General features: G+C 62.4%; 32 protein-coding genes. 18 read left to right on the top strand and 14 right to left on the bottom strand.

Annotated features, from left to right (window positions below; translation table 11 throughout):
- The first annotated feature begins 1 nt into the window (after position 1).
- The 4 genes from AC04SG_RS10635 to AC04SG_RS10620 are packed head-to-tail and all read left to right on the top strand — an operon-like array spanning position 2 to position 2,979.
- Entirely contained in the window at positions 2 to 646 is a 645-nt protein-coding gene (locus AC04SG_RS10635; RefSeq protein WP_488550983.1) for a TadE/TadG family type IV pilus assembly protein, read from the top strand.
- Entirely contained in the window at positions 643 to 1,806 is a 1,164-nt protein-coding gene (locus tag AC04SG_RS10630; RefSeq protein ID WP_488550982.1) for a CpaE/TadZ family protein, read from the top strand. The genes AC04SG_RS10635 and AC04SG_RS10630 overlap by 4 nt, the downstream gene beginning before the upstream one ends.
- Positions 1,790 to 2,389 (top strand): L,D-transpeptidase, encoded by a 600-nt coding sequence (locus AC04SG_RS10625; RefSeq protein WP_488550981.1) that lies wholly within the window; start codon positions 1,790 to 1,792, stop codon positions 2,387 to 2,389. The genes AC04SG_RS10630 and AC04SG_RS10625 overlap by 17 nt, the downstream gene beginning before the upstream one ends.
- Positions 2,386 to 2,979, top strand: a complete 594-nt coding sequence (locus AC04SG_RS10620) for a hypothetical protein (protein ID WP_488550980.1) — start codon at positions 2,386 to 2,388, stop codon at positions 2,977 to 2,979. The genes AC04SG_RS10625 and AC04SG_RS10620 overlap by 4 nt, the downstream gene beginning before the upstream one ends.
- A gap of 21 nt (positions 2,980 to 3,000) precedes the next feature.
- Here AC04SG_RS10620 and AC04SG_RS10615 read toward each other — a convergent pair whose 3' ends face one another.
- Together AC04SG_RS10615 and AC04SG_RS10610 are read right to left on the bottom strand one after the other, a co-directional pair.
- Entirely contained in the window at positions 3,001 to 3,540 is a 540-nt protein-coding gene (locus AC04SG_RS10615; RefSeq protein WP_488550979.1) for a hypothetical protein, read from the bottom strand.
- 130 nt (positions 3,541 to 3,670) lie between these two features.
- Entirely contained in the window at positions 3,671 to 3,967 is a 297-nt protein-coding gene (locus AC04SG_RS10610; protein WP_488550978.1) for a hypothetical protein, read from the bottom strand.
- Between the two features lie 140 nt (positions 3,968 to 4,107).
- On the opposite strand from AC04SG_RS10610, the gene AC04SG_RS10605 reads away from it, so the two are divergent.
- Positions 4,108 to 5,523: an ATP-binding protein gene (locus AC04SG_RS10605; protein ID WP_477339055.1), complete on the top strand. Its 1,416-nt coding sequence runs from the start codon at positions 4,108 to 4,110 to the stop codon at positions 5,521 to 5,523.
- 272 nt (positions 5,524 to 5,795) lie between these two features.
- Positions 5,796 to 6,818, top strand: a complete 1,023-nt coding sequence (locus AC04SG_RS10600; RefSeq protein ID WP_488550977.1) for a glycosyltransferase family 4 protein — start codon at positions 5,796 to 5,798, stop codon at positions 6,816 to 6,818.
- Between the two features lie 6 nt (positions 6,819 to 6,824).
- Here AC04SG_RS10600 and AC04SG_RS10595 read toward each other — a convergent pair whose 3' ends face one another.
- From AC04SG_RS10595 to AC04SG_RS10585, 3 genes are all read right to left on the bottom strand, one after another.
- Positions 6,825 to 7,184 carry a tRNA-binding protein gene (locus AC04SG_RS10595; RefSeq protein WP_488550976.1) on the bottom strand — a complete coding sequence of 120 codons (360 nt, stop codon included), beginning with the start codon at positions 7,182 to 7,184 and terminating at the stop codon, positions 6,825 to 6,827.
- A gap of 19 nt (positions 7,185 to 7,203) precedes the next feature.
- Complete coding sequence (locus AC04SG_RS10590; RefSeq protein WP_006202532.1) at positions 7,204 to 7,704, bottom strand: type III secretion system chaperone family protein; 501 nt, start codon at positions 7,702 to 7,704, stop codon at positions 7,204 to 7,206.
- Between the two features lie 316 nt (positions 7,705 to 8,020).
- Complete coding sequence (locus tag AC04SG_RS10585; protein ID WP_023711152.1) at positions 8,021 to 8,323, bottom strand: accessory factor UbiK family protein; 303 nt, start codon at positions 8,321 to 8,323, stop codon at positions 8,021 to 8,023.
- 158 nt (positions 8,324 to 8,481) lie between these two features.
- Here AC04SG_RS10585 and AC04SG_RS10580 point away from each other — a divergent pair, with 158 nt between their 5' ends.
- The 4 genes from AC04SG_RS10580 to AC04SG_RS10565 all read left to right on the top strand — a co-directional run bounded on the left by AC04SG_RS10580 (position 8,482) and on the right by AC04SG_RS10565 (position 11,014).
- Entirely contained in the window at positions 8,482 to 8,640 is a 159-nt protein-coding gene (locus AC04SG_RS10580) for a hypothetical protein (RefSeq protein WP_488550975.1), read from the top strand.
- 85 nt (positions 8,641 to 8,725) lie between these two features.
- Entirely contained in the window at positions 8,726 to 8,965 is a 240-nt protein-coding gene (locus AC04SG_RS10575; RefSeq protein WP_488550974.1) for a BrnA antitoxin family protein, read from the top strand.
- Between the two features lie 103 nt (positions 8,966 to 9,068).
- Entirely contained in the window at positions 9,069 to 9,953 is an 885-nt protein-coding gene (gene lgt, locus AC04SG_RS10570) for a prolipoprotein diacylglyceryl transferase (protein WP_203277186.1), read from the top strand.
- Positions 9,950 to 11,014: a class I SAM-dependent methyltransferase gene (locus tag AC04SG_RS10565; protein WP_488550973.1), complete on the top strand. Its 1,065-nt coding sequence runs from the start codon at positions 9,950 to 9,952 to the stop codon at positions 11,012 to 11,014. The genes lgt and AC04SG_RS10565 overlap by 4 nt, the downstream gene beginning before the upstream one ends.
- A gap of 125 nt (positions 11,015 to 11,139) precedes the next feature.
- On the opposite strand, the gene AC04SG_RS10560 is transcribed toward AC04SG_RS10565, so the two are convergent.
- Positions 11,140 to 12,039, bottom strand: a complete 900-nt coding sequence (locus AC04SG_RS10560) for a hypothetical protein (protein WP_488550972.1) — start codon at positions 12,037 to 12,039, stop codon at positions 11,140 to 11,142.
- A gap of 151 nt (positions 12,040 to 12,190) precedes the next feature.
- On the opposite strand from AC04SG_RS10560, the gene pgeF reads away from it, so the two are divergent.
- The 5 genes from pgeF to AC04SG_RS10535 all read left to right on the top strand — a co-directional run bounded on the left by pgeF (position 12,191) and on the right by AC04SG_RS10535 (position 16,967).
- Entirely contained in the window at positions 12,191 to 12,985 is a 795-nt protein-coding gene (gene pgeF / locus AC04SG_RS10555; protein WP_488550971.1) for a peptidoglycan editing factor PgeF, read from the top strand.
- Positions 12,985 to 14,136 (top strand): M24 family metallopeptidase, encoded by a 1,152-nt coding sequence (locus AC04SG_RS10550; protein WP_142869245.1) that lies wholly within the window; start codon positions 12,985 to 12,987, stop codon positions 14,134 to 14,136. The genes pgeF and AC04SG_RS10550 overlap by 1 nt, the downstream gene beginning before the upstream one ends.
- 54 nt (positions 14,137 to 14,190) lie before the next feature.
- Positions 14,191 to 14,790, top strand: coding sequence for a hypothetical protein (locus AC04SG_RS10545; protein WP_488550970.1), 600 nt, complete (start codon positions 14,191 to 14,193; stop codon positions 14,788 to 14,790).
- A 159-nt stretch (positions 14,791 to 14,949) separates the two neighbouring features.
- On the top strand, positions 14,950 to 15,885 hold the full coding sequence (locus AC04SG_RS10540) for a ribose-phosphate pyrophosphokinase (protein WP_142869247.1): 936 nt from the start codon (positions 14,950 to 14,952) through the stop codon (positions 15,883 to 15,885).
- 110 nt (positions 15,886 to 15,995) lie between these two features.
- On the top strand, positions 15,996 to 16,967 hold the full coding sequence (locus AC04SG_RS10535; protein ID WP_488550969.1) for a Bug family tripartite tricarboxylate transporter substrate binding protein: 972 nt from the start codon (positions 15,996 to 15,998) through the stop codon (positions 16,965 to 16,967).
- A 99-nt stretch (positions 16,968 to 17,066) separates the two neighbouring features.
- Here the strand turns inward: AC04SG_RS10535 and AC04SG_RS10530 are convergent, their stop codons facing one another.
- A complete protein-coding gene (locus AC04SG_RS10530) occupies positions 17,067 to 17,945 on the bottom strand; it encodes an AraC family transcriptional regulator (RefSeq protein ID WP_352588471.1) in 879 nt (292 codons plus the stop codon).
- A gap of 181 nt (positions 17,946 to 18,126) precedes the next feature.
- On the opposite strand from AC04SG_RS10530, the gene AC04SG_RS10525 reads away from it, so the two are divergent.
- Both AC04SG_RS10525 and AC04SG_RS10520 read left to right on the top strand, forming a co-directional pair.
- A complete protein-coding gene (locus tag AC04SG_RS10525; RefSeq protein WP_488550968.1) occupies positions 18,127 to 19,371 on the top strand; it encodes an MFS transporter in 1,245 nt (414 codons plus the stop codon).
- A gap of 151 nt (positions 19,372 to 19,522) precedes the next feature.
- The gene (locus AC04SG_RS10520; protein WP_488550967.1) at positions 19,523 to 20,437 is read left to right on the top strand and encodes an alpha/beta fold hydrolase; all 915 of its coding nucleotides are present in this window, start codon (positions 19,523 to 19,525) and stop codon (positions 20,435 to 20,437) included.
- Positions 20,438 to 20,513: 76 nt separating this feature from the next.
- Here AC04SG_RS10520 and AC04SG_RS10515 read toward each other — a convergent pair whose 3' ends face one another.
- Positions 20,514 to 21,356 carry an alpha/beta fold hydrolase gene (locus AC04SG_RS10515; protein WP_488550966.1) on the bottom strand — a complete coding sequence of 281 codons (843 nt, stop codon included), beginning with the start codon at positions 21,354 to 21,356 and terminating at the stop codon, positions 20,514 to 20,516.
- A gap of 150 nt (positions 21,357 to 21,506) precedes the next feature.
- On the opposite strand from AC04SG_RS10515, the gene AC04SG_RS10510 reads away from it, so the two are divergent.
- Positions 21,507 to 21,935: a MarR family winged helix-turn-helix transcriptional regulator gene (locus AC04SG_RS10510; protein WP_488550965.1), complete on the top strand. Its 429-nt coding sequence runs from the start codon at positions 21,507 to 21,509 to the stop codon at positions 21,933 to 21,935.
- Positions 21,936 to 21,951: 16 nt separating this feature from the next.
- On the opposite strand, the gene AC04SG_RS10505 is transcribed toward AC04SG_RS10510, so the two are convergent.
- From AC04SG_RS10505 to AC04SG_RS10480, 6 genes are all read right to left on the bottom strand, one after another.
- Positions 21,952 to 22,764: a 3-methyl-2-oxobutanoate hydroxymethyltransferase gene (locus tag AC04SG_RS10505; protein WP_488550964.1), complete on the bottom strand. Its 813-nt coding sequence runs from the start codon at positions 22,762 to 22,764 to the stop codon at positions 21,952 to 21,954.
- A gap of 10 nt (positions 22,765 to 22,774) precedes the next feature.
- Positions 22,775 to 23,557 carry a TIM barrel protein gene (locus AC04SG_RS10500; protein WP_488550963.1) on the bottom strand — a complete coding sequence of 261 codons (783 nt, stop codon included), beginning with the start codon at positions 23,555 to 23,557 and terminating at the stop codon, positions 22,775 to 22,777.
- Between the two features lies 1 nt (position 23,558).
- Positions 23,559 to 23,870, bottom strand: a complete 312-nt coding sequence (locus tag AC04SG_RS10495; RefSeq protein ID WP_488550962.1) for a MocE family 2Fe-2S type ferredoxin — start codon at positions 23,868 to 23,870, stop codon at positions 23,559 to 23,561.
- Positions 23,871 to 23,970: 100 nt separating this feature from the next.
- Positions 23,971 to 24,762 (bottom strand): ATP-binding cassette domain-containing protein, encoded by a 792-nt coding sequence (locus tag AC04SG_RS10490; protein WP_488550961.1) that lies wholly within the window; start codon positions 24,760 to 24,762, stop codon positions 23,971 to 23,973.
- The gene (locus AC04SG_RS10485) at positions 24,762 to 25,763 is read right to left on the bottom strand and encodes an ABC transporter permease (RefSeq protein WP_488551010.1); all 1,002 of its coding nucleotides are present in this window, start codon (positions 25,761 to 25,763) and stop codon (positions 24,762 to 24,764) included. Before AC04SG_RS10485 ends, AC04SG_RS10490 begins: the two co-directional genes overlap by 1 nt.
- A 200-nt stretch (positions 25,764 to 25,963) precedes the next feature.
- Positions 25,964 to 26,944: a sugar ABC transporter substrate-binding protein gene (locus AC04SG_RS10480; protein ID WP_488550960.1), complete on the bottom strand. Its 981-nt coding sequence runs from the start codon at positions 26,942 to 26,944 to the stop codon at positions 25,964 to 25,966.
- Positions 26,945 to 26,980: the final 36 nt, after the last annotated feature.

Genomic DNA, 26,980 nt, shown 5'->3' with positions numbered 1-26,980 from the left:
AATGCGCGCATTAGCCCTGTTCAGGAGAGATGAGGCTGGCGCTGTGATGGTGGAGTTCGCCATCAGCATGACCCTGCTCCTGACACTTACCCTCGGCTTCGTAGACTTTGGATATGCATGGTACCAATGGAATGCTGCGACCAAAGCCGTGGAGATCGGCGCACGCCTAGCGTCGATTTCGACGCCGATTGCGCCAACGATTGCGGCAGCGGGAACCGCGACGACGCCAGGCGATCCGATTCCCGTCGGCAACTACGACTACACCTGCAATGGCGCCACCAGCGTGTGCAGTTGCTCCGGTTCAGGATGCGTGGCCGGAACTTTTACTGCCGCCAACTTCAATCGCATTTTTCGAGGCGACGCGACGGGCGCGGGCACCTGCCCGCCGCTTAGTGCGGGACAACGGCCAGGCATGTGTCATTTCTTTCCAATGCTCCAGCCAGCCAATGTGATCGTCAGATATACGGCCACCGGGCTTGGTTACCAGACCCGCCCAGGCGGACCGGTACCCACAATCACCGTCAGCTTGCAGAACGTGACCTTCCAGTTCTTCTTCCTCAGCGGACTGCTCGGTTTCAACAACATCACCATGCCCTCCATGCTGAGCACGGTCACGGGCGAAGACCTGAAGAGCAGCTATCCATGAACGCTATCAACACCAAGGTTACACCGACCAAGCGAAAGCAGGTTGCACTGTTCTCGTCGGATGCGAATTTCAAGCGTGATGTGGCGACGCGGCTCGATGCGCTGGCGATCTATGATGTCAGGGTTTCCGAGACCGGCGACTTCCTTAGGGGTCCGCCCGCGGACGCCCGGCCCGGCATCGTCATCCTCGACCTCGGCAATGGCGAGCTGCTCGGCCAGCCCGGCATTGTCGAGGCGCGCTCAAAATGGGCAACCGTGCCGCTGATCGCGGTCTCCGACGAGCTGTCGTCGGAGCAGACGCGCGTGCTGGTGCGCATGAACGCTTCGGACTGGCTGCACAAGCCGCTCGACGGCAAGGAATTGCTGAACGCAGTGACCTTCCACGACACAGGCAACCAGGGCACCAAGAGCCGCATAATCACCTTCATCAGCGCCAGCGGCGGCGCCGGCGCCACGACGCTCGCCCTGTCGGCCGCCGAACACCTGGCGTCGAAATCGCCAGAACGCGGGGCTTCGACCTGCCTGGTCGACCTCGATTTCCAGAGCGCCAATTGCGGCGCCTATCTCAACCAGTTCAACCAGTTCGACCTCGGCGGCATCATCGGCCAACCGGAGAGGCTCGACGTCGAGCTGATGGATGTCATCAAGCTCTCGCGTCCGTCCGGGCTGACACTCTATTCCTTCGAGAGGCCGCAATTGCCTTTCGAGCCGCAGGGTGCCGATTTCGTCTTTCGGCTGCTGGACCTCGTCGCCTACCGGTTCGACGACATCGTCATCGATCTGCCGAACATCGAGACGCCCTGGCACAATTCCGTGCTGTCGACGAGCGATGAGATCTTCATCGTCTTCGAACTCAACGTCGCCTCGCTGCGGCAAGGCAAGCGGCTCTACAAGAAGATCCGCGAGTTGCGTGGCAATGCGGTCAGCATCACGCTGGTCGCCAACAAGCACAAGCGCAAATGGTTCGGGAACCACTTTTCGCGCAGCGAACTCGAAAAGATTTTCAAGGCGCCGCACATCAAATCGGTCGCGCTGGACAATGCGCTTCTGACCGATGCGTTGAACCGTGCTATCCTGCCTTCAGAGGTGGATGGGCGTGCGCGCTTCAACAAAGACCTGAAGCGAATGTTCAAAGAGCGGCTTGATGACGCTGCCAAATAGGTATCGGCCAGGTAGGAATCGAATTGGCGCGGGATTGGCCTGCGTCATGGCCATGGCGCTGGCAATGTCGGTCCAGGACTTCGCCAGCGCGCGATCGGCACTTGCGGATCGGCCGCCACTGCCGGCAATGGGCCCCAGCCTGCGCAAGACCGTCGCCTTCGAGACCACGGAACAACCCGGAACGATCGTTATCCGCAAGGGCGAGAAAGCGCTTTATCTGGTGACCCGACAAGGCCAGGCGCTTCGCTATCAGATCAGCGTCGGCCGCGACGGCTTTGGCTGGACCGGGGTCGTCAAGGTGGGGGCCAAGACCGAATGGCCGGAATGGCGCCCACCCCAGGAAATGCGCGCCCGCCAGCCGGAGCTGCCGCAAATGGTGCCTGCCGGTCCCTACAATCCACTCGGCGCCCGGGCGCTCTATCTGCTTCGGGACGGGCGTGACACGCTCTATCGGATACACGGAACCAACGATCCGTCAGGGGTTGGCTTCGACGGAACATCGGGGTGTTTTCGCCTTACCAACACCGATGTGATCGATCTCTTCAAACGCGTCGCGGTCGGCGCAAAGGTGGTGGTTCAATGACCATGATCAGCGAACCGGACATGCCGGCAATCGAGATTGGGACAGCAACCCGCGTTGAAGAGCAGGCTGTCGTTGGGAAACCGAGCGACAAAAGCATGATCGGCGCGGTCATCATCGGCACGTCCCTGATCACCCTGGTGAATATAATAGCCGCGGTTTATCTCTACCGCGGCATCAGCGATATGCGCTTTCTAGAAGGGCGCCTGCAACAACTCGGGACGTTCGAACAACGAATCGGAGGCCGGCTGGACACGGTCAACAACGGTTTTCAGAGCCGATTTGAAAAACTCGACAGTCAACTGCAGAGCAGCTTCGGTGAGATCAACAGGAGCATAGCCCGGCTGGAACAGAACCAGCCCCTTGCCCGTGACGACGTCATGTCGAGCGCAGCGGAACCTTCGATGGTCGCGGCCAACGCCGTGGCGGAGGCACCCGTCGCCGTCGATGGTGAAGATGCGACCGGGCCCAGCGTGGTCGATGCGCCGCGTGCTCCGAAAAAGAGGATCGTCGCGACAGCGCCTGCCCCAAGCCCAAACTACCAGCGCATAGAACAGGCCGACGGCAAGGTTTACTACAGAAAGATCAACTAGGGCTGGAAGACGTGGGCTGCCCTAGAGATCCCGCTGCAGAGCAACAAGTCTCATGGCCAGCGCTTCTGACCGCTGTCGGGTTTCGCTGAGGAAGGCAACGTGACAGTAGGCGCATGCTGTCACACCCAGAAACAGCACAAGGCTGTTCTTCAGGGTGAAATCGACCATTAGCGAGAATGGAAGACCCCCGGGTACCGTGAACGAGGCGATCGCGCTCGCTGTTTCGGAATGGCTGGTGGCGGCGATCATCAACCCGGCAAAAAGCAGGGCGACGTGATTTGCAAGGAAGTAGAAGGCAGCCGACTTTCTTGTGCGGCACGCCATCCAGCAAACGATCGACGCGGCGGCCAGGATGGAGGCATCAACGACCATCGACGCTCCCAGATAGAGATCGATCTGTTGCCAGAACATCGTCGACAGCGGCCTTAGTTCAAGCCAGATCCACCACATTGTGGGACTGGCCGGATAGGCCCCCAGCAAGAAGGCCGCCATGCGCTCCCCTGCCAGGATCAGCAGGATCAGAGCTGGGAAGGCAAAGACCATTACCGACTTGCGCTTCATGTCACCCTCGACAATCTGGCCTTCAAGATAGATTGCAGAGATTGACCGAGGCTTAACGGAGCGTTGGTGGTCCCGCGGCAGCGCAGCCAGCGGCGCATGGCACCTGCATTTCAGAAAGCGCCATTCGCCATCAGTTGTTTTGGCTGAGCACGAGCGTCACCACTTTCGGCTCGACTCGTTGCAGACATCGTTCCGGAATATTGGGCCACATCGCCTTGGCGCATCCCTCTTCGCCTGGCGCCGGCGCCAGCGAGAGTTCTGAGCTACGGGCTTCCTCGGCGGTCGATAGGAATACCTGTGTAGCCAGCGCGGTCGCCATGAATACCTGGACGAAGATAAGGGCGTAGGCAAATCGTCTGACCATCCGCTCGTAACGCTCGATCCGCGATGTGGTTCCAACGCAACGCACCGGCGAACCCTTGATCACGATACTTGCGATTCCGTGCCTGCTCGTCGGCCGCCATGCCACGACTGTTCCAGAACGGCTCGGCGTGGAATAGAATGCCACCGACGGTCGCCGTTTGGCCATAGACGAGTGCCATCGACGAGCGACCAGCGGAAGGACACATGGCGACCACGCAACTGGAACGGCCGGAACAAGGCGGCTTCGGCACGCGCATATTACGCGCGCTGAAAGCCATGCCGCGCGCCTGGAACCGGTTCTGGCGCCTGGTCGCGCTCTATATGCCGAAGCGGCTTTATGCCCGTTCGCTGATCATCGTCATCGCGCCGATGATCCTTCTGCAATCGGTCGTCGCCTTTGACTTCATGGAACGACACTGGGCAACCGTGACGCAGCGCCTGTCGCAGGCCACCGTGCGCGACATCGCCGCTATCATCGACATGATCGAGACCTATCCGCACGACGGCGACTACGCCAACATCATCCGCATCGCGCAGGACCGCATGCAGCTGAAGGTCGACCTCTTGCCGCCCGACCCACTGCCGGCGCCAGGTCCCAAGCCCTTCTTCTCGATCCTGGACGACGTCCTTTCCACCGAGATCACCCGCCAGATCAACCGCCCGTTCTGGATCGACACCGTCGGCAACTCCAACATCATCGAGGTGCGCATCCAGCTTGAAGGCAAGGTGCTGCGCGTCTTCGTGCGCCGCAGCCAGGCCTATGCCTCCAACACCCACATCTTCCTGATCTGGATGGTCGGCACCTCGCTGGTGCTTTTGACGATCGCCATCCCCTTCCTGCGCAACCAGATCCGGCCGATCCTGATGCTGGCCGAGGCCGCCGAAAGCTTCGGCAAGGGCCGGCCGATGCCGCGCGATTTTCGCCCCCGTGGCGCCGAGGAGGTTCGCCGCGCCGGCTTTGCCTTCATCCAGATGCGCGAGCGCATCGAACGGCAGCTGGAACAGCGCACCGCCATGCTGACCGGCGTCAGCCACGATCTCAGAACCATCCTCACTCGCTTCAAGCTGCAGCTGGCGCTGGCCGGCGGCAAACCCGAGACCAAGGCGGCGCTCAATCAGGACATCGATGACATGCAGTCGATGCTGGAAGGTTATATCGCCTTTGCCCGCGGCGAAGCGTCGGAAGATGCCGGCCATTTCGATCTCGAGGCCTATTTCCAGAAGCTCGGCGAGGAGGCGTCGCTGCACAAGCGCAAGCTGTCGACCGTGCTCGCCGGCGATCCGGACGTGCATGTGCGCCCGCACGCTTTCGCCCGGCTGTTGTCCAATGTCGCCGGCAATGCCTTGCGCTATGCCAAGACCGTGGAGATCAGCGCCAATCACGGCCGTGGTTCGCTTGTCGTCACCATCGACGACGACGGTCCGGGCATCCCTCCCGAAAAGCGCGAGGACGTGTTCAAGCCGTTCTTGCGGCTTGACGAAGCTCGCAACCTCGACGCCAGCGGCACCGGCCTTGGCCTCTCCATCGCCCGCGACATCGCCCGCAGCCATGGCGGCGACATCACGCTGGACGACAGTCCGCTCGGCGGCCTGCGGGCGGTGATCAAGGTTCCTGCCTGACGAGGCATGATCCCGAAAAATGGGAACCGGTTTCCTCGATCAAACGGGAACCGTTTGTCCAGAGATCATGCTCAGCCAAAACCCCTTCATCCGCCCGTCATGAAATCATGGTCAAGAGCGCGCATGAAGCGCGCGACCTCAGTTGATTCGGCTCAGCCGCCTCACTTCGAAATCGTGCCCGCCCGGGTGCGCTGGAGCGAAGCGAGGGCCGCCGTGTGGGTGCCGTTCCGCCATCGCATCAAGGCAACCGTCGATCCGAGCAAAGGACCGCCATGCGCATCCTGATGGTCACCGACGCCTGGCGGCCGCAAGTCAACGGCGTCGTCCATACGCTGGAGCGGCTCACCGAAACGCTGAAATCCTTTGATGTCGAGGTCGACTTCCTGACCCCGAACATCTTTCGCACCTTGCCCTTGCCGACCTATCCCGACATCCGGCTGGCACTGACCACGCCCGGCAACGTCGCGCGGTTGATCGATCAGCGCAAGGCCGACCACATCCATATCGTCACCGAGGGACCGCTCGGCATCATGGCGCGGCGCTATTGCCGCAACGCCGGCCGTCCTTTCACCACCAGCTATCACACCCGCTTTCCCGAATATCTCAGCGCCCGCCTGCCGGTGCCGGAGAGCTGGGCCTACCGCTGGCTGCGCGATTTCCACAATTCCGGACAAGGCACGCTGGTTGCCACACAGTCGCTGGCCGACGATCTCGCCGCGCGCGGCTTCAACAAGCTCAGGCCGTGGACGCGCGGCGTCGACACCGACCATTTCCGCCCGGACAAGAAGAAGGACCTCGGCTTTCCCGGCCCGGTGTTCCTGTGCGTCGGCCGTGTCGCCATTGAAAAGAACCTGAGCGCCTTCCTCGATCTCGATCTCCCCGGCAGCAAGGTCATCGTCGGCGAGGGGCCGGAACTGGCCAAGCTCAAGGCGAAGTACCCGCAGGCCCATTTCCTTGGCCACCGTCCGAACGACGAACTGGCGGAAATCTACGCCTCTGCCGATGTCTTCGTTTTCCCGAGCCGCACCGACACGTTCGGCAACGTCATCATCGAGGCGCTGGCCAGTGGCACGCCGGTCGCCGCCTATCCGGTCACCGGGCCGATCGACATTGTCGGCGACGGCATCGGCGGCGCGGTGTCGACCGATCTGCGCGAGGCCGCGCTCGCCGCGATGAACGTCGACCGCGCCGAGGCGCGCGAACGCGCCATGCGTTACAGCTGGAAAGCCTGCGCCGAAATGTTCATGGACACGGTCGAAGAGGCGCTTGGCACCAAGCGGAAGCTTGCCGCCTAGGGGCAGTTAGAACAGCCGCCCGCCGTCCGGCACCTTGCGCTCGATGGCGCCCAGCACCACCGCGCCTTCCTCGTCGGGAAATCCCAACGTCAGTACTTCAGACATGAACGGACCGATCTGGCGCGGCGGGAAATTCACCACCGCAAACACCTGCCGGCCGATCAGCGTTCCCGGCGCATAATATTTGGTGATCTGCGCCGAGGATTTCTTCACGCCAATATCGGGGCCGAAATCGATCTTCAGCTTGAACGCGGGCTTGCGCGCCTCGGGGAACGGCTCAGCCTCGATGATGGTGCCGGCACGGATGTCGACACGATCGAAATCGGCAAAGCTGATCTCGGGCTTGCGCGCGCGGCTTGAACTCATCTTCTTTTCTTAGCGACGATCAGGCGTTGCCGTAGGTCTCGAACAGGACGCCGGCCAGCGCATCCTTGGCCGAGGTTCCTGACCAGACGACGAACTGGAAGGCCTGAAAATAGCATTCGCAGGCTTCCAGGGCCGACGACAAAAGCACCTCGACCTGCTGGCTCGACGGTTCGACCCCGCCGGCGAGCAGCAGCGACTGGCGAAACATGATCGCGCCCTCCTGCTCCCACAGGTCGAAATGGCCAAACAGCATCTGCTCGTTGATCAGCGACAACAGCCGCATCACTTCCAACGCACGGGCTTCCGGCACCTTGATGTCGAACGCGCAGGCCAGATGCAGCGCCTCGAAATCCTCCATCCACGAGAAAGAGACGTGATAGTCGGTCCAGCTGCCGGCAACCGAGATCGAGATTTCGTCATCGCCGGCCCGCTCAAAGGACCAGTCATTGTTATGTGCCACCTGCTCGATGACATCCACCGGATGGATTTCGCGGGAGAATTCGAGTTCGAGAAGTTCCATGGAATGCTTCCTGTGTTCAGGGGAGCGCCACACGCTCCGCGGGGCACACACGACGAACAATCTTGTCTAGAACTCGGACGGCCAGGACTTCACGACACAAAGACCCCGGACCGGACCCCACCGCCCGGCCGCATGACCCTGCTCCGAATCATGCAACAAATTCAGTCTATTGATCGGGAGTCGCGTGAACAGCCTAATTTTTCGCACTGCGTCATCCGCATGTGGAAAGGCGCTGTCACAAAGATTCATGCATCGCCGGTAAACGATTCACGGCAAAGCACTTTTTCGGATTGCGCTTTGTGGAAAAGTTTAAAGATTATTTTTTTGCTTTGGGCTTTGCCGCCGCCGCAGGTGCGGCCTGACCGGTCAATTCGGCCAGCCTGGCCTCGAGCGCATCGATGCGCGCGGCCAGTCTGGTGTTTTCTTCCCGGGCCTTGGCCGCCATGTCGCGGGCGGCCTCGAACTCCTCGCGCTGCACCACGTCCATGGTGTTGAGGATGCGCTCGGCCTGGCCCTTGAAGGCAGTCTCGACCTCGCGGCGCACGCCTTGCGCAGCACCCGCGGCATCGGTCATCAGCTTTGCGAATTCATCGAGAATGCGGTTCGGTCCGGTCGACATGGCAAATCCTCGCTTGCTTGCATTGACGTAGTGGCGCCGCGCGCCGAATGCAAGAACGTTGAAGCTGGTGCGGCTTCATGTCGGATGCGATTTTGCCTCACGGTCCGGGTCGATAAATTGCTATTATCGCAAATTGAACTCTTGGAAGGACGATAGCCATGACGGTTAGTGCAGACCTTGAGAAGCGCCTCGCAGCACTTGATGCAGCACTCGCCAAAGGCATTTCGGATGCCGATGCCGGCCGGGTCAAGCCCGGCGACGAGGTGCTGGACAGGCTTGAAGCCAAATACAAGGCAATGGCAGAGAGAACCAAGTGAAAGCGGCTGGTCATCACGGGCCAGTCGCTTAACATGATCTCTTCCTCGCGACTTACGTCAAGTCGCTCTCAATCAGGATCCACCAATGGCATCACCCCCGCGCCGACCGACAAATCCGATGGAAGCCGCTGAAGCCGCCTTCAAGCCGATCAAAAAACCGGCCGCCCCTATTCGCGAGCCCGCGGGTGCACCGAATGTCAGGGAGCTTGTGTCGATCAGGATCGATCGCGCCGTGCTGGATCATTTCCAGGAAGACGGTCCCGGCTGGCAGGACAGGATCAACGACGCGCTCAGGCAATTGGTCGCCGGCAAGCCGCACGGTTGAGCCCTCCATCTGCGACGTCAAGGCAACCACCACCTTGCCTTGACCCCGCCAAAACCCTGCCGCATGGTCCGCGCCCGAACGCGAGCCCTTCCGGGAGACCCTGTTGAACGACTATTTCCTGCTGCCGATGGCGTCGCTGCCTTTCCCCAACATTGACCCGATCTTGGTCCAGATCGGCCCGCTGGCGGTGCACTGGTACGGCATTGGCTACATCGTCGGCATCCTCTTCGCCTGGTGGTACGCCAAGCGGCTCGTCACCAACACCAGGCTGTGGCCTGACGGCGTCTTGCCGATGAAACCCATCGACCTCGACGATTTCATCGTCTGGGCCGCTGTCGGCGTGGTACTTGGCGGGCGCACCGGCTACGTGCTGTTCTACGACCTCAGGCGCTATATCGACCATCCGCTCGACATCTTCGCCATCTGGCAGGGCGGCATGTCGTTCCATGGCGGTTTGCTCGGCGTCATCCTCGCCATGACGCTGTTTTCCATCAAGCGCGGCATTCGCACCTGGTCGCTGTTCGATGTCGTGGCGGCCGGCGTGCCGGTCGGTCTCGGTCTCGTCCGCATTGCCAACTTCGTCAATGCGGAACTGTGGGGTCGCGTGACCGATGTGTCGTGGGGCGTCGTCTTTTGCAACGAGCGCCTCCAGCAGACGGTGGCGGGCTGCGTCGCTGGCCTCGAACCGCGCCATCCGAGCCAGCTCTACGAGGCCTTGCTTGAGGGCCTGGTGCTGTTCCTGGTCCTGCGCTTCCTCACCCATTCGCGGCTGAAGCTGAAGACACCGCGCTTCGTCGGCGGCGCCTTCATCTGCGGCTACGGCCTGTCGCGCATCTTCGTCGAGTTCTTCCGCGAGCCCGACCAGCAGCTCGGCTATCTCTTCGGCGGCTGGCTCACCATGGGCATGGTGCTGTCGCTGCCGATGGTGCTCGCCGGCATCTGGGCGATGGCCACTGCCAAGCCGGTGCCGCAGCCACAGCCGGCATGACACGGCTGAAAACCCGCATCGTCGACCTGATCGGTGCGCTCGGCCCCCTCCCCGTCAACGAATACATGGCGCTCTGCCTGTTCGACCCCAGCGACGGCTACTACACGACGCGCGAACCGTTCGGCGCTGAGGGCGACTTCGTCACCGCGCCGGAGATCAGCCAGATGTTCGGCGAACTCGTCGCCGTCTGGCTGTATCAGGCCTGGTCGACGATCGGCCGGCCGCTGCCGGTCACCATCGCCGAAATCGGCCCCGGCCGCGGCACGCTGATGAAGGACATACTGCGTACCCTGGCGCGGCTCGATCCGGCGCTCACCAAGGGCGCATCGTTCGCTCTGATCGAGACCAGCCCGCGCCTAACCGAAATCCAGAAACGGACGCTTGCCGGGAGTTCAGCTGGGGTGAGCTGGCACGAAACCATCGCCACGCTGCCGCAGGCGCCGCTGCTGATCGTCGGCAACGAATTGTTCGACGCGGTGCCGATCCGCCAATTCATTCGCGCCCGCACCGGATGGCGCGAACGGATGATCGGCCTCGATGTGTCAGATGAACTGAGCTTCTTCGCCGGCGCCGGCTCGGTCGACGCGACGCTGCTGCCGGACAATGCCGCCGAGGCGCCGCAAGGCTCTATTTTCGAAGTAGCACCGGCCCGCGCGGCGCTGATGGCGGGCATTGCCGAATGCATAGCCGGCCACGGCGGCGCCGGGCTATTCCCTGACTACGGCCATCTCCAGCCCGGTTTCGGCGATACGTTGCAGGCCGTGCGCAAGCACGCCCCCGAAGATGTGCTGGCCAATCCCGGTGAAGCCGATCTCACCGCGCATGTCGACTTCGCAGCACTGGCCGCTGTCGTGCGGGCGCATGGCCTCGATGTGGAATTGACGACGCAGGGCGACTTCCTGCTTTCCATGGGTTTGCTCGAACGGGCGGGCCTGCTGGGTAGCCAGGCAAGCGACGAGGCAAAACAAACCATTACCGACGCCGTCGAGCGCCTGGCCGGCCCCGACGCCATGGGCACGCTGTTCAAGGTTCTTAAAATCCTGCCGCACCAGCCAGGCTGACAAGAGCAATTCCAGGAAAAGTGTGAGCGGTTTTTCCGGGAAAAGCGCGTAGCGCTTTCCCTTGGGAATTGCGTCAACACAAAGAGATAGAGCGGTTCGCCGTTTCCGTGAAACGGTGAAACGCTCTAGAGGTCGTTTACAAGCCGCTCCGCCACACCGCCAAGGTAGGTCTCCCAGACATGATCGCACATCAGCCGGCGATAGTGCCGCGTGCTGATCAGGCCGCGATACGAAGCGCCGCCGACATGAAAGAAGCTGTTGTCCAGCATACGATGGTCGGCCTCGATGCCGCCGAGCTTCAGGCTGATCGTGGTCTTCCCGGCATTGACGATATTGCTGTCGTCCAGCCTGTCGCGCAGCATCGGCCAGTTGCCGCCGCCAGTATCGAGCCCGGTGTCGAAGCGCGGCGTGAAGTCGAGCTCAAGGTCCTCGACGACGGAAAAGCGAAAGAAGCAAAGCCCCGCCCAGAAATACCAACCGTCATGGCCTCTTTTGGCGGGGTATTTGGGGCCGTAGGCGTCCGTGCCCGCCATGCGCGTGGCTATATCGAGGGCAACCACCGGAAAGCAGTCATGGTCGAGAAAGCCGAACAGGTCGGGCCGCAGCGGGCGCACGATGTTATGAAAAACCCAGTTCATCGAAATGCCATGCGACCGGTTCGGATTCCATTCGGGATTTCGCGGCAAGCCGAAATAGGCAATGCCGCGCCGCCGGCAGATGGCCTCGATCGCCTGCCGCGCCGCGGGCTTGGACGAATTGTCGATGACCACCAGCGTCGTCCCGCTCGAATAGGTCAGCCACGCCTTGGTCAGCGCATCGATGACCCAGGGCGTGTTGTAGGCGATGGAGAAGCAAAAATGCCGAGCGCCGGTTCGCCGCAACTCTTCGGCAAATTCCGCCCCCGACGCTGCATTGCGTGAGCGGAAATAGCCTTTCACCAGCGCGTTGCGAAAATCCTTCGCCTTGCGCACCTGGCGATTTCGGTGGATCTTTCGGATCAGGCTTTTGACCGGATTCCAGCCCATGCACTTTCGCCCGCCCCGGAAATTGTCTGGCCATTGCCTATAGTCGAATGCCCGCTTTTCGCCAACTCGGAGCCAATGCGGCATGGCTGCCGCAAATGCTTGGCCGAACTTCGCCTTGACGAAAGCGCTGGCGCGGACAACAAACCCATCCATGCTGAATCAGACCAAACCGGATCCTGTTCGCTCGCCGCTGCTGGAAGCGGCGAAGCCGCGAGGCATCCGCCATGGCTACTTCACCCGTATCGGCGGTGTCTCCAGCGGCATCTACCAAGGGCTCAACATCGGCACCGGCTCGGATGACGACCAGACGCTGGTCGCCGAGAACCGCCGCCGCGTCGCTGCCTGGATGGGCGTGCCGGCCAGCCATCTCTTGACTGCGCATCAGGTTCACTCGCCCGACGTCGTCATCGTGAACGAACCCTTCGCCGGTCCACGGCCCAAGGCCGACGCCGTCGTCACCGACCGGCCGGGCATCGCCATCGGCGCCTCGACAGCCGATTGCGGCCCGGTGCTGTTTGCCGATGCAGAGGCGCGCGTCATCGGCGCGGCGCATGCCGGCTGGAAGGGCGCTTTCACCGGCGTGCTTGAAAACACCATTGCGGCGATGGAAAGCCTCGGCGCCCGCCGCGAGCGCATCGTTGCGGTTCTCGGCCCTTCCATCGGTCCTGAAAACTACGAAGTCGGGCCGGAATTCGTCGCCCGTTTTGTCGAAGCCGATGCCGAAAACATCAGCTATTTCATCCCTTCAGCCAATCCGGGGCATGCGATGTTCGACCTCAACCTCTATACGGTCGACCGGCTGAAAAAGGCTGGCGTGATCGCCGAGGGGCTTCGCCGCTGTACTTATGCCGAGGAGGATCTTTTCTATTCCTACCGGCGCACCACGCATCGCAAGGAACCGGACTACGGTCGGCAGGTTTCGGCAATTGTTTTGGAGAATGAATAATGGCGCTGCATTTCGAACGCTCGGAGTTTGACGCCCGGCGTGACCGGCTGATGATCGAGATGACCGAGAAGAAGCTCGACGCAGTGCTGCTCTTCGCCCAGGAGAGCATGTACTGGCTGACCGGCTACGACACGTTCGGCTTCTGCTTCTTCCAGTGCCTGGTGGTAAAGGCCGATGGCTCGATGGTGCTTTTGACCCGGTCGGCCGATCTGCGCCAGGCGCGCCACACCTCGATCATCGACAAGATCGTCCTGTGGACCGACCGCGACGGCGCCAACCCGGCGATCGACCTGCGCAACCTGCTCAACGACCTCAATCTGCTCGGCGCCCGCATCGGCGTCGAATACGACACCCATGGCCTGACCGCCTTCAATGGCCGCCGCGTCGACGAGCAGTTGCAGACCTTTGGCCAGATCGCAGACGCCTCCGGCATTGTCGGCCGTCTGCGCCTGTTCAAGAGCCCGGCCGAAATCGCCAAGGCCGAAAAGGCCGCCAATCTATCCGATGACGCGCTCGACGCGGCCCTGCCGCTGATCAAGCAGGGCGGCGATGAGGCGCTGATCCTTGCCGCCATGCAGGGCGCGGTCTTTGCTGGCGGCGGCGACTATCCGGCCAATGAATTCATCATCGGCTCGGGCGTCGATGCACTGCTCTGCCGTTACAAGGCCGGGCGCCGCAAACTCACCAAGAACGACCAGCTGACGCTCGAATGGGCCGGCGTCTTCCACCACTATCACGCCCCGATGATGCGCACCGTGCTGACCGGCAAGGTGTCGAAGCGCCATCAGGAGCTGTTCGACGCCGCCCGCGCCGCCCTGCTGGCGGTCGAGAAGGCGATGACGCCGGGCAACACCTTCGGCGACGTCTTCGACGCCCATGCCCGCACGCTGGAAGCGCATAATTTGACCAAGCACCGGCTCAACGCCTGCGGCTACTCGGTCGGCGCCCGCTTCACCCCGTCCTGGATGGACATGCCGATGTTCTACCAGGGCAATCCCGAGCCGATCGCGCCCAACATGACGCTGTTCGCGCACATGATCATCATGGACTCTGAAACCGAGACGGCAATGACGCTTGGCCGCACCTACCTGACCACCGAATCCCAGCCGAAGCCGCTTTCGCGCCATGATCTCGACTTGATCGTACAGTGAATCCATAATGGTTGGTCCACGCGGCGGCGTTCACGGCTAAGGAGTTTCGGGCAGATGAGACGATCGCGTGTGACGACCGTGTCATTGCTCGCGGCGCTTGTGCTGGCCGGTTGCACCAACGCCAAGGACGTCCTCGAACCGTCCGCCATCACGCCGCCGGCAGCCTCTGCCCAATCAGCCCAGCCTCCGTCGGCAACCCCAGGCACCGCGCCAGCTGGCACGCCCTCGCCGCCGGCCGTCGGCGCCACAACACCCGCCAACCCTGCGCAGGCCGCCGCCCTGTCGAAGACGCGGCTGCAGATCGCGCCGATCGTCGGCGCCTCGGTGGAAGCGGCAACGCCGTTGACAGCCGAACTCCAGACCCGCGCCAGGCAGCGCGGCATCACCCTTGCCGGCAGCACCGATCAGACAGCCACCCATGTGCTGAAGGGTTACTTCTCGACCATGACGGAAGGCAAGGACACCACCGTCATCTATGTCTGGGACGTCTATGACCCCGCCGGCAACCGGCTGCACCGCATCAACGGCCAGCAGAAGGCGGCCTCCGTCAGTGGCGCCGAAGGCTGGCCCGCCGTCGCCCCCGCTACCATGCAGGCAATCGCCGACCAGACGATCGACCAGTTCTCGGCCTGGCTCGGCAGCAGCGCCGGCTGATCCGCCTGTTACCGCTATTCGTCACGCGTTGACGTTTTTGAGATTAGCCGGCGGAATCCGGTTGACGAGGCTTGCAATACCGGCACGGCTCGCTAAAAGCCCGGTTAAGAGGCTTTCGAGAGTCTGTCGGGCCTCTCTATCCTTCGCCAGGAACGGTGCATGAAGCTTTTCGCGGGCAATTCCAACCGGGTGCTGGCCGAAGCGGTCGCCCGCTATCTCAACGTCCCGCTGGGCAAGGCCAGCGTCAGACGTTTCGCCGATCAGGAAATCTTCGTCGAAATCCAGGAGAATGTGCGCGGCGAGGATGTCTTCATCCTGCAGTCGACCTCGTTCCCGACCAACGATCATCTGATGGAACTGCTCATCATGATCGATGCCTTCATGCGCTCCTCGGCCAAGCGCATCACCGCTGTCATCCCCTATTTCGGCTACGCCAGGCAGGATCGCCGCGCCTCGGGCCGTACGCCCATTTCGGCCAAGCTGGTCGCCAACATGATCACCCGCGCCGGTGTCGACCGCGTTTTGACGCTCGATCTCCATGCCGGCCAGATCCAGGGCTTTTTCGACATTCCGACCGACAATCTGTTCTCGGTGCCGGTGATGGCCCGCGACGTGAAGGCGAAATACAAGCAGCTTGCCAATGTCGTCGTCGTCTCGCCCGACATTGGCGGCGTGGTGCGCGCCCGTGCGCTGGCCAAGCGTTTCGATGCGCAACTGGCCATCGTCGACAAGCGCCGCGAACGCCCCGGTGAATCCGAAGTGATGAACATCATCGGCGCCGTTGCCGGCAAGGATTGCCTGTTGATCGACGACATCGTCGATTCCGGCGGCACGCTGTGCAACGCCGCCGATGCTCTGCTCGCCAACGGCGCCACCAGCGTCACTGCCTACATCACCCATGGCGTGCTGTCGGGCGGCGCGGTGGCTCGTATCGCCGGCTCGAAGCTGCAGGAATTGGTGATCACCGATTCCATCCAGCCGACGCAGGGCGTGCTCGACGCGCCGAACATCCGCGTCATCTCCATCGCCGACCTGATGGGCGAGGCGATCTCGCGGACGGCGACCGAAGAGTCCGTGTCGAGCCTGTTCGACTAAGCGGGCGCACACATTAGCGGCCCGTAATCTGCACTGTTGCGGGAAGCAGACGTTTTTCCTGACACGCTTAGCATGGCATACTGCTCCTACAAACAATGGAGGAGTAGCAGATGCGGCGTAGGACTTTGCTCGGGCTTGCGGTTTCCATCGCGGCCGCCTTTTCGGCGCCGGCGGCCTGGGCCGCCGATTTCCCGGATCGGACCATCACAATGGTTGTCCCCTTTTCCGCTGGCGGCTCGACGGATCTGGTGGCGCGCCTCGTCGCCAACAAGATGTCCGAAAAACTCGGCCAGCAGATTGTCGTCGAAAATGTCGGCGGCGCCGGCGGCAGCATTGGTGCTGCCCAGGTCGCCCGGGCCGAACCGGACGGCTACACAATCCTCATGGGCACGGTTGCGACACACGCGCTCAACCCTCTTATCCTGAAGACAAAGCCCTACGATGCGGAGAAGGATTTTGCGCCGATATCGCTGCTTGTCCTGGTGCCGAACGTCCTGGTCGTGAACCCTGCGTTCCCCGCCAAGGACGTCAAGGAACTGATCGAGATGCTGAAGAAGGACCCGGACAAATACGCCTACGCCTCCTCGGGCAATGGCACCCCGCTGCATCTCTCCGGCGAGCTTTTCAAGACGATGGCCGGCGTCAGCATGCAGCACATTCCCTACAAGGGCGCCGGACCGGCCTTGAACGACGTCATCGGCAATCAAGTGCCGATGATGTTCGACAACCTTCCGTCCTCATCGGGCCATATCAAGAGCGGGACGCTGAGAGCGCTCGGCGTTACCACCAAGGAGCGCGTCCCCTCCTTCCCTGACATACCGGCCATTGCCGAGACCATCCCCGGCTATGAAACCTACAGCTGGAACGCTCTGTTCGCACCCGCGGGCACACCGCCGGAAGTGGTTGCCGTGCTTCAGAAAGCGGCAGTTGAATCCCTGAAAGATCCAGACGTGATTGCCCGCATGGCCCAGTTCAGCGCCTCGATCGTGGCCTCCACCCCGGAGGAGCTTGGAGCGCATGTGAAAGCCGAGCTCGCCAAATGGGAGCCGATCGTCAAGGCCAGCGGCGTCCAGATGGACTAAAAGCAATTCCAGGAAAAGTGTGAAGCGGTTTTCCGTCCGGAATTGCGTAAAACCAAAGAGATAGAGCGGGTCATCGTTTCCGTGAAACGGTGACCCGCTCTATGGTGCCGGAGCCTCAAGTCGCGGCGGAGCCCGCCGCATGGCTTCGCCATTGTCGCGCGCGCCGCGCATATAGCCGCGCGGCGAGGCGCCCAGCATGCGCTTGAACATGGTGATGAAGGCCGGCACGCTGTCATAGCCGAGGTCGAGCGCCACCCTGGTGATCGGCTCGCCGTCGGCGAGCCTGGGCAGCGCCGCGAACAGACAGGCCTGTTGGCGCCATGTCGACAGTGATAGCCCGGTCTGGCGATGGAAGGCGCGGGTGAAAGAGCGCCGGCTCATCCCGGCGGCATCGGCCCACTCGTCGATCGTGGCATGCGGAGACGGTGCGGCGACAAAGCGCCGGCAGAGCGCTGCCAGCCTTGGATCGGACGGGAACGGCAGCCCGAGCGGCCGTTCCGGCAAGATCGGGATTTCATGCAACAGCAGGTTCATGATCAGCCCGCCGCGTCCTTCCAGTTCGCCGCCTTGAGGTAGCTTTTCTGATTCGACGATCAGGCTGTGCATCAGTTCGGTGACGCCGACGACGCGCAAACCTTCCGGCAGCCCGGGGATCGCGCCCGGCATGACATAGACGGAGCGCATCGAAACATCGCCCAGCATTTCGACGGAATGCTCGGTGCCGGCCGGTATCCACATTGCGTGGTCGGGCGGCACCATCCAGCGCCCGTACCGGGTCGTCACCAGCACGACACCGACCAGCGCATGCAGCAACTGGCTGCGGCTGTGGCGGTGTTGCGGCACATGATAACCGTCGGGATATTCGGTCGGCAAAGCCACCGCCGGCCCGGAAACTTCCTCGAGCCATTGCCAGCGGCTTTCGTGCAATCGGCCGAGATCGGCATTGCCGGCGCGGAAGACGTCCCTGCCATGTGGCATTGGCTATGGCCCACTTGCGAAACTATTGGACCAAACCACGAAAGAAGTCGCCTCGCAAGCGGCTTATAAGGCAGTCGTCCCCCAAGGCGCTTCAGACGAGCGTCCTTAAGACGGTCCGCAAAATGCGGCCGCCAAGCCTGCCTGCGGGCAAACGCCCGCCAAAAAGACCTCGGAGCCTGCCTTGACCGATACGACAGCCGCCAGCATTGCGCCGCAGCCGAACGCCAGCCTCCCTTCAGTCCAGGCAACCGCCTTCACCGTCATCCTGGCGGTGAGCTTTTGCCACGGCATCAACGACATCATGCAGTCGCTGCTGCCGGCGATCTATCCGCTGCTGAAAGAGAATTACGGTCTCGATTTTTGGCAAATCGGTCTTTTGACCTTCACCTTCCAGGTAACGGCGTCGCTGCTGCAGCCGATCATCGGCATGATCACCGACAAGCGGCCAATGCCCTATTCGCTGCCCTACGGCATGGCGTCCTCGCTGATCGGCCTGATCGTGCTCGCCTATGCCGGCCACTATGCGCTGCTTCTGGTCGGCGCCTCGCTGATCGGCATCGGCTCGGCAATCTTCCATCCGGAATCCTCGCGCATTGCCCGTTTCGCCTCGGGCGGCCGCTTTGGTCTGGCGCAATCGCTGTTCCAGGTCGGCGGCAATTTCGGCCAGTCGATGGGGCCGCTGCTCGCCGCCTTCATCGTCGTGCCCTTCGGCCAGACCAGCATCTCCTGGTTCGCCGTTGGCTCGCTGATCGGCATCATCGTCCTGTCGCGGGTCGGCGGCTGGTACAGCCGGATGCGCGCCGCGCAGGGCAGCCGCAAGGCGGCAAGCTTCGTCTCGCCCTTTCCGCGTAAAAAGGTCATGGGAGCGCTGGCGGTGCTGACGCTGCTGGTGCTGACCAAGAACGCCTACATCGCCTCGCTCTCCAGCTACTACACCTTCTATTCCATCCATAAGTTCGGCGTGTCGGTGCAGATGAGCCAGGTCATACTGTTCTTGTTCCTCGGCGCCTCGGCGCTGGGCATCCTGCTCGGCGGCCCGTTCGGCGACCGCTATGGCCAGAAGGCGATGATCTGGTTCTCGATCGTCGGTGTGCTGCCCTTCACGCTGGCGCTGCCTTACGCCAATTTCGAATGGACGATGGTGCTGACGGTGCTGATCGGCCTGATTCTGTCCTCGGCCTTCTCCAACATCGTTGTGTTTGCACAGGAACTGGTGCCGGGGCGCGTCGGCACGATCGCCGGCATCTTCTTCGGCTTCGCCTTCGGTATGGGCGGTATCGCGGCTGCCGTGCTCGGCGTCGTTGCCGACATGAAGGGCATCGATTTCGTCTTCCAGATCTGCTCGTATCTGCCGCTGCTCGGCCTGCTGACGGTGTTCCTGCCCAACATGAAGGAAGCCAGGAAGGCGCAGGCCACCGCCAGCTAAGAGACCGATCTCCAGGACTCGACATAAGGGCGTGGCGTTTGCCGCGCCCTTATTGATTCTTTCCCATGCGCCGGGTGAAAAGCCTGTTAGTGTTCGAGACGTGTGCGCGGGGCGACGCTGCCACAGATCCTCAACGTCTCTGGAGAATGATATGCGCAAGATCGTATTGGCCGTGTTGGGCGTGCATCTTGTTACCGTGCCGGCTATGGCACGCATCGTTCCTTTTCCGCCAGGTTTCGAGACGCAGTCCGTCGAAACCAACGGCACCAAACTCTATGTGCGCATCGGTGGAAAGGGTCCCGCTGTCGTGCTGCTGCACGGCTTCGCCGATACCGGAGACATGTGGGGCGCGGCGGCGGCGGCGCTTGCGAAGGACCACACCGTCATCGTGCCGGACTTGCGCGGCATGGGTCTGTCTGCTCACCCGGAAGCGGGCTACACCAAGAAGAACCAGGCCGTTGATATCGCCGGGGTGATGGACGCGCTTAAGATCGACAAGGCAGATCTGGTCACCCACGACATCGGCAACATGGTCGGCTATGCGCTTGCCGCGCAATATCCCAAGCGCATCACCAAATGGGTCATCATCGATGCGCCGCTACCCGGCATCGGCAACTGGGAAAAGATCAAGCAAAGCCCGCTGCTTTGGCACTTCAACTTTCGCGGCCCGGATATGGAGCGGCTGGTCGCAGGGCGCGAGCGCATCTATCTCGACCGCTTCTACAACGAGCTGTCGGCCGACCCCAAGAAGATCGACGAGGCAACGCGCAAGCACTATGCCAAACTCTATGCCCGCCCGCATGCGATGCATGACGCGTTCGAGCAGTTCAAGGCCTTTGACCAGGACGCGATCGACAACCAGGCGATGCTCGCCGCCGGGGGCAAACTGACCATGCCGGTGCTGGCTGTTGGCGGGGAAAAATCCGCCGGCACCACGCAGGCCGATATCCTGCGGCTTGTTGCGGCCGATGTCGCGGGCGGCATCGTGCCTGACTCCGGTCACTGGATCATGGAGGAAAACCCCGACGCCACCGTCAAGCTGATCACCGGTTTTCTCGCCAAATAGATCCTGCGGACATTTCGATGAAAGCACAAGGCACCCGCCTGACGGCGAGTGCCTTGCCTATCCCAAGTGGACAGTACTAGGCCTTGATGAAGGCCAGCAGGTCGGCGTTGATGACGTCGGCGTGGGTGGTGGCCATGCCATGCGGGAAGCCCTTGTAGACCTTGAGCTCGCCCTTCTTGAGCAGCTTGACCGACAGCAGCGCCGAGTCCGCGATCGGAACGATCTGATCGTCGTCGCCATGCATGACCAGCACCGGCACGTCGATGGCCTTCAGATCGTCGGTGAAGTCTGTTTCCGAGAACGCCTTGATGCAATCATAATGCGCCTTGGTGCCGCCCATCATGCCCTGGCGCCACCAATTTTCGACCACAGCCTGCGAGACTTGGGCGCCGGGACGGTTGAAGCCGTAGAACGGGCCGGCCGCAACATCGTGGAAGAACTGGGCGCGGTTGGCGGCCTGGGCAGAGCGGAAACCATCGAAAACCTCGATCGGCAGGCCGCCGGGATTGGCCGGCGTCTTCAGCATGATCGGCGGCACAGCGCCAATCAGGACAGCCTTGGCGACACGGCCGCCTGACCCGAACTTCGCGACATAGCGCGCCACTTCGCCGCCACCGGTGGAATGGCCGACATGGATGGCGCCCTTGAGATCGAGATGCGCCACAAGTTCGGCGACATCGGCGGCATAAGTGTCCATCTCGTTGCCCGTATCGGTCTGCGTCGAGCGGCCATGGCCGCGCCGGTCATGGGCAATGACGCGGTAGCCCTTCGACAGAAAGAACAACATCTGGGCGTCCCAGTCGTCGCTGCTCAGCGGCCAGCCGTGATGGAAGACGATGGGCTGGCCGGTTCCCCAATCCTTGTAGAAAATCTCGGTGCCGTCCTTGGTGGTGATCGTGCTGCTGCCGGGCTTGGTCATCTCAATCTCCATTGATTGTCTTTCGCGATAATCAATATCGCGATAACGATATGACTAGCGCAGATCGAAATCCTTGTCTACAGAAAATATGTATCGCGATATTATTTTTCGTGCTACATATCAAACGCTCAGTCGGCAAAGGAATGTGTCGTGCCTCTCCCGTTGGACAACCAGATCTGTTTCGCGCTTTACGCCACCAGCATGGCGATCAACCGAACCTACAAACCGATGCTGGACGAGATGGGCATCACCTATCCACAATACCTCGTGCTGAACGCGCTTGCCGAGGCCGACGGCATGTCGGTCGGCTCGATTGCGCACAGGCTTGCTCTGGAATCGAGCACCATTACGCCGCTGGTGAAGCGCATGGAACAGGCGGGCCTGGTCACCCGTCAGCGCAGCCAGACCGACGAGCGCCAGGTGCAGGTCGACCTGACCCCTGCCGGCCGCGCCCTGCTCGTCCAGTGCAACTGCCTCAACGAAACCCTGATCGAGCGCTCGGGCATGACGCTGGCACAACTCGATGCTTTGAACCGGCAGATCCAGACGCTGCGCGACGCGCTGAGCGGCGACCGATAGGTCGGCAGCGAAAACGCTATAGCCCCAGAGCGGCCTTGAAAGTGGACAGTTCCGTGTCGGTGATAGGGACCACGTGCTGGGGTTCGGGATAGGCGCCTGTCTGCACGTCGGAGATGAACTCGCGATAGGCGGCGACACGCTCGCGCTGCAGCCGTTCATACTCGGCAGCAAAGTTGCGGTAGGTCTTGGCGTGGCGCGGTCTGTGGCCAGCCGTGTGGCCGAGAACGTCCTCGCTGAACAGATACTGCGCGTCGGCATGCGGCCCAGCTCCCATGCCAAGCATGATCATCGGCGTATTCCTCGTAATCAGTTCGCCAATCCGGTCGGGCACCACCTCCAGCTCCGCGCCGAAGCAGCCAATGGCCTCCAGGCGCTTGACATGATCCCACACCGCACGCGCGCTCTCGGCTGTCCTGCCGACGGCCTTGAAGCCGCCGGTCCAGGTGCATTGCGAGGGGATCAGGCCGACATGGGCAACGACCGGCACCGCGTTGTCGCAGAGCGCCTTCTGGATATCGAGCGAGGCGGCGCAATAGAAGCAATCGCCGCCGATGCGCATGAAGTGGTAGGCGGTTTTGAGATAATCCTCTGCGGTGACCAGATTGCCCGCGGGGCCGTAGGGCAGCCCGACCTGCACGAAACAGCGGCCGGCCGCCTCGCGCATCTCTGACGAGAAAAAGCGGGCCTCGATCGACAGCATGTCGACGCCGGCCGCATCCGCTGCCGCAGCCTCTTCGAGCGTGGTGACGTAAAGCATGGAGATCTTCTGCCCGCGGGCCTTCATGGCGCGGATGTCGGCTACGGTGGGGCGGCTGTTCTTGGTGACCATTGTTGTTCCCTCAGATAGTGAAAGCGTCGCGGAAGGCCAGTAGCGCCGCCTCGGGATCGCCGGAGGCAAACGCCTCCATGCCCACGGGTCCGCGATAGCCCATGGCCTTCAGCGCACGGGCGATGCCGCGGTAGTTGATCTCGCCGCTGCCTGGCTCCATGCGTCCGGGAACATCGGCGACCTGCACCTCGCCGATCCACGGCAGGCAGGCGCGGCAGAGCTCGATCAGATTCCCCTCGCCGATCTGTGCATGGTAGAGGTCCAGATTGAGGCGCAGCCCCGGCCGGTTCACACTCGATACCAGCGCCAGCGTATCCTCGGCGCGCCCAAACGGCACGCCGGGATGGTCGACCGGCAGGTTCAAATTCTCCAGCGTGAAGGTCACGCCCTCGGCGTCTGCGAGGTCCGCGATGCGGTTGAGCGTGTCGCGCGCCTTGAGCCACATGGCGCCGGTGATCGTCTCGCAAGGCGTGACCGGCAGGCCGCCCTCGCCCAATCCGGTGCCGTGCAGATTGAGCCGTGCGACGCCGAGCCGTTTGCCGACCGCAGCCGTCTCCTTCGCCGTCTTCAACAGTTCGGCGGCGCCCTCGTCATCGGCCAGCCGGCCACGCAGATAGCCGTTCATGATCGAGAAGGTGGCGCCGGATTTCTCCAGCATTGCGAGGTCGTGCTCGGGCCAGTTCCACAGCCCGACCTGGAAGCCCATTTCGGTGAGGCGCTTGACGCGAAACTCCAGCGGCCGGTCGCGCCAAAGCATTTCGGCGCAAGCCGCAAGCGTAAACGTATCGGACATGTCAGACCTCGATGTACACGCGGCCGTCCTCGACCTTCGTGTTGTAGGTTTTAAGGTTCACGCAGACCGGTGCGCGCACGGCTTCGCCGGTCCGGTAATCGAACACGCCGTTGTGCTTCGGGCATTCGATCCTGTGTTGCATAACCAGCCCGTCGCTCAGATGCACCTTCTCATGCGTGCACAGCCCGTCGGTACAGAAGAATGCATCGTCCGGACTACGGAAGATGGCGAAGGTCCGGCGTTCGTGATCGAAGCGGATGACATCCTCTTCCTCGATATCGTCCGTCGCACACGCATCAATCCACTTTGCCATTGCTGGTTCCTGCGAGGTTGTCTCTGGTTGGTTGAAAAGGCGGCCGGCGAAATTCCGCCGGCCGCACAGGAAGATGCCCGGGAGGAGGAGATGGGCGTCTTCACTGTGTCGCGCTGAAGCTCTCGATCTCGGCTTCAAGCTCGGCCATCTGCTCGCCGCCCGCCATCAAATCGGTGATGGCTTCGCGGCTTTTCTCGCCCTTGCGGAAATCGGCGGCCTTGGAGCCTCTGATCAGCACGGCGAAGTGGTCGCCGACGGTCAGCGCATGGACGACATTGTGGGTGATGAAGATGACCGCGATGCCCTTGCGGCGTGCCTGCAACACGATGCGCAGCACATGCGCCGCCTCCTTGACGCCAAGGGCCGCGGTCGGTTCGTCGAGGATCAGCACGCTGGCGCCGAAATGCACGGCGCGCGCGATGGCCAGTGCCTGACGTTCGCCGCCCGACAGTCCGCCGACGAGGCGGTCGCCATCGTCGATGCGGGTGATGCCGAGCTGGCGCATCTCGGTGACGGCGATCTCGTTGGCCCGCTTGCGATCGTAGATGGTGAGCGGCCCCCAGCGCCGTGTCGGCTCGGCGCCGACGAAGAAGGAGCGGCCGATGCTCATCAGCGCGAACGTCCCGCCGAACTGGTGGACGGTGGCGATGCCATGGTCGCTGGCGTCGCGCGGGCTGGCGAATTCGACCGCCTTGCCGTCCATTTCCATTGTCCCCGATGTCGGCTTGTGGACGCCGGAGAGGATCTTGATCAGCGTCGATTTGCCGGCACCATTGTCGCCGAGCAGGCACAGCACCTCGCCTGCGCTGACGTCCAGCGAAATGTCGTGGAGGACGTCGATTGGACCGAACGACTTGTTGATTGCAGTCAATCTGAGCAGAGGCGTGGTCATCAGCGGACCCTCGACTTGGCACGCGGTGCGTAGGTCAACGCCATGGTGCGGAAGGTGTTGTTCATCAGCACGGCCGCGAGCAGCAGGACACCGATGATCAGGCTCGCCCAGTTGGCATCGAAACCAGTGTAGAAGATGCCCTGGTTGACGATGGAGAAGGTCAGCGTACCGAGCACGATGCCGACCACCGAACCGTAGCCGCCGGTCAGCAGCACACCGCCGATGACCACCGCAATGATCGAGTTGAAGATGAAAGACTGCCCCGCCGCCACCTGGGCGCTGTTGTAGAGGATCGCCTGCGACATGCCGACGAAGGCAGCGCACAGGCCACTGCTCATGAAGAGCGCGATGGTGACCCGGTCGGTCGGGATGCCGGCATTGCGGGCGCTGACGGCGTCGCCGCCCATGGCCAGGATCCAGTTGCCGAAGCGCGAGAAATTCAGGATGAAGCCGACGATCAGGATGATGGCGATCCACCAGAACAGGGTGACCTGGAACTTGCCGCCGAGATAGTCGCCGAACAAAAGCTTGGCGGTCGGCCCGCTCTTCAGCGCCACACTCGTGCTGCCGGACAGGATGACCGAGAGACCGAGCGTCAGGCCGGCCAGCGCGAACAGCGTTGCGAGCGTGACGACGAAGGACGGCACCTTGGTGCGGATCACCAGGACCCCGTTGATGAAGCCGACGGCTAGCCCGAGGGCGAGCGCCGCGAGAATGCCGACGATGATCGGCAACCCGTAATGGCCCGAGAGGATGGCAATGGTCATTGAGCTGGCCGGGATCATCGACCCGATGGAAAGATCGAGGTGCCCAGCGATCATCAGCAGCCCGACCGGAAGGGCGATGATGCCGAGTTCCGAGGCGACGTTGAGCCAGCTGGCGGAGCCGCCGGCCGACAGGAAATTGGTACCGCCGAAGATCGAGAAGAAGACCAGCACTGCGATCATGCCGATCAGCGAGCCGACTTCGGGCCGCCGCACGAGGCTGCCGATCGAGGGCATCGACGAGTGCGGGGGCGCTGTCGCTGCCACGGCGGGCTGGTGATGGGCTTGGGATGTCATCGAAGTGCTCCCTGGCTTGAACGATGGATGAGGGGGCTGGGCTGAGTGAGGCGTTGGCGTTTCTTCCAACACCCCTCATCCGTCTCGGCGCTGCGCGCCGATCCACCTTCTCCCACAAAGGGAGAAGGCGAGGCGGAGCCCTACCGGGCGCCGGCCGCCGCGCCGGCCAGCGTCGCGTCGACATTGGCCGCGTCGACGATCCCCGGCCCGGTCAGCACCGGTTTCGTCGGCAGGTCCAGCCCATAGTTGACGAAGCCGTTGAGCAGCGACACAGCGAGATAGCCCTGCAAATAGGGCTGCTGGTCGACAGCGAACAATTGCGTGCCGTCCTTGATGCGCTGCAGACCGGTTTCATCCATGTCGAACGACGCAAGCTTGACCTTGTCGCCGACACTGGCCTGGCTGATGGCGTTGGCCGCGCTGTTGGCGTCGCCGGCGCTGATGGTGATGACACCGTCGAGCGTATTGTCTTTCAACACGGCGGCCTTGATCGCTTCGGCGACCGCGGTCGGGTTGCCGAAGCTGGATGACGGCAACGGCAGCTGGCTCGATTTGCCGCCGCTCTTGGCGATGGCGTCGGCGATGCCCTTGCAGCGGTCTTCGGTGTTGGTGGAGCCCGGCAAGGTGTTGACGCACAGCACGTTCTTGGCGCCGTGGTTACCGAAATAGGCGCCACCGCCCAGACCGGCTGTGTATTCTTCGTTACCGACATAGTTCATCGCGCCGAGCCGCTTGGCTGCATCCATGCCGCCGGAATTGTAGATGATGAGCGGCACGCCTGCGGCGACGACCTCCTTGAAGGCGTCATCCATGGCCTCCGGCACCCAGTCGGGACCGACGATGGCGCTGGGCTTCTGGCTGAGCGCGGTGCGGATCAGCTTGGCTGCGTCCGGGCCGAGATTGTCGTAGTTCTGCGGACCGAGCCACGTGACCGAGCCGCCGGTCAGTTCGGCGACCTTGCCGGCATCGTCGGCGCCCTTCTTGACCTTCGACCAGAACGGGTCGTCCGCCTTGCCGCCGATGACGAAGATCTTCGCCCCGTCGGCAAACGCCGCTGTGGCGCCTATCGCCAGCACGGCGGCCGTCATCATCGCCGTTAAAAGGTTCGTGGTGCGTTTCATGTCATTTCCTCCCGGTTGCCGTCCTTGGACGGATTT

Source organism: Mesorhizobium sp. CNPSo 4684 (assembly GCF_057784315.1).
The sequence above is the reverse complement of the archived record's forward strand: the minus strand, read 5'-3'. Positions and strand labels throughout refer to the sequence as shown.